Genomic DNA, 1,032 nt, shown 5'->3' with positions numbered 1-1,032 from the left:
AGCTATAACAGGAAGCAGTACTATGAAGAGACTATACGGAGCCTGGCTGAAATGTACAGAAAAAACCTGTGTGAAATTATTGAGCACTGCACAGGCAAAGAAACCCCCGAAGTGACACCATACGATGTGGGGAATAAAGAACTCTCTATTGAGGAAGTAAGTAACATACTAAGCTTCTACGATAATATAATTCAGGAATATACGGAGGAAGACGATGAGTATAAAAACTGTAGTGCAAGGCATATATAATCCGTCTCCTTTACAGGAAGGGATTTTATTTCACAGCTTGATGGACAATACCACCAAGGCCTATTTAATCCAGATGGTGCTCCGGATTAAAGGCAATCTGGATGTTGAAATTCTGGAAGATTCTATAAATAGCATTATAGAAAGATATGACATACTAAGGACAAACTTTGTTTTTGAAACAGTAAAAAAACCACAGCAGGTAGTTTTGAAAGAAAGGGCCTTTAGAGTAAATTTCAAGGATATTTCCAATTTGCCGGAAGATGAAAAAGATCCATACATACAGAGATTCATAGAAGAAGATTCGAATAGGAGGTTTAACCTGTCGACGGATATCCTTGTTAGAGCTGCAGTTATACAGAGGGATCAGGAAGCCTTCTTAATTATATTGGATTTTCATCATATATTAATAGATGGTTGGAGCACAGCGATTATTGCAAGAGAAGTCTTTACTGCTTATCGGGCTTTAAGAAACGGAATAAAACCGGATACTCAAACACTATATCCTTATAGTGATTATATTGGATGGTTGGAAAAACAGGATAAAGAAAAAGCGCTTTTATATTGGAAAGAGTATATTAAGGGATGCGAAGCCGAAACGCTGTTACCCACATATAAAGACAAGGTGAATAACAGTAGGTATCAGCATGAAATAACCGAATTTAAATTGGATAAGAAACTAACAGCTAAACTGGAGGAAATAGCAGAACAAAGCATGGTCACGGTAAACACTGTATTTCAGGCTATATGGGGCATAGTCCTTCAAAGGTACAACAACAGCAGAGA

General features: G+C 37.3%; 2 protein-coding genes. Both read left to right on the top strand.

Annotated elements, in window-relative coordinates:
• On the top strand, positions 1-249 hold a 249-nt coding region (locus T344_RS28860), incomplete at its 5' end, for a hypothetical protein (protein ID WP_034862447.1).
• Positions 215-1,032 (top strand): condensation domain-containing protein (locus tag T344_RS28855; RefSeq protein WP_034862444.1); only part of this gene is annotated, 818 nt, incomplete at its 3' end. The genes T344_RS28860 and T344_RS28855, both read left to right, overlap by 35 nt.

Source organism: Ruminiclostridium cellobioparum DSM 1351 = ATCC 15832 (assembly GCF_000621505.1).
GTDB classification, from domain to species: domain Bacteria; phylum Bacillota; class Clostridia; order Acetivibrionales; family DSM-1351; genus Ruminiclostridium; species Ruminiclostridium cellobioparum.
Note: the sequence above shows the minus strand (reverse complement) of the source record. Positions and strands in the feature narration are given on the sequence as shown.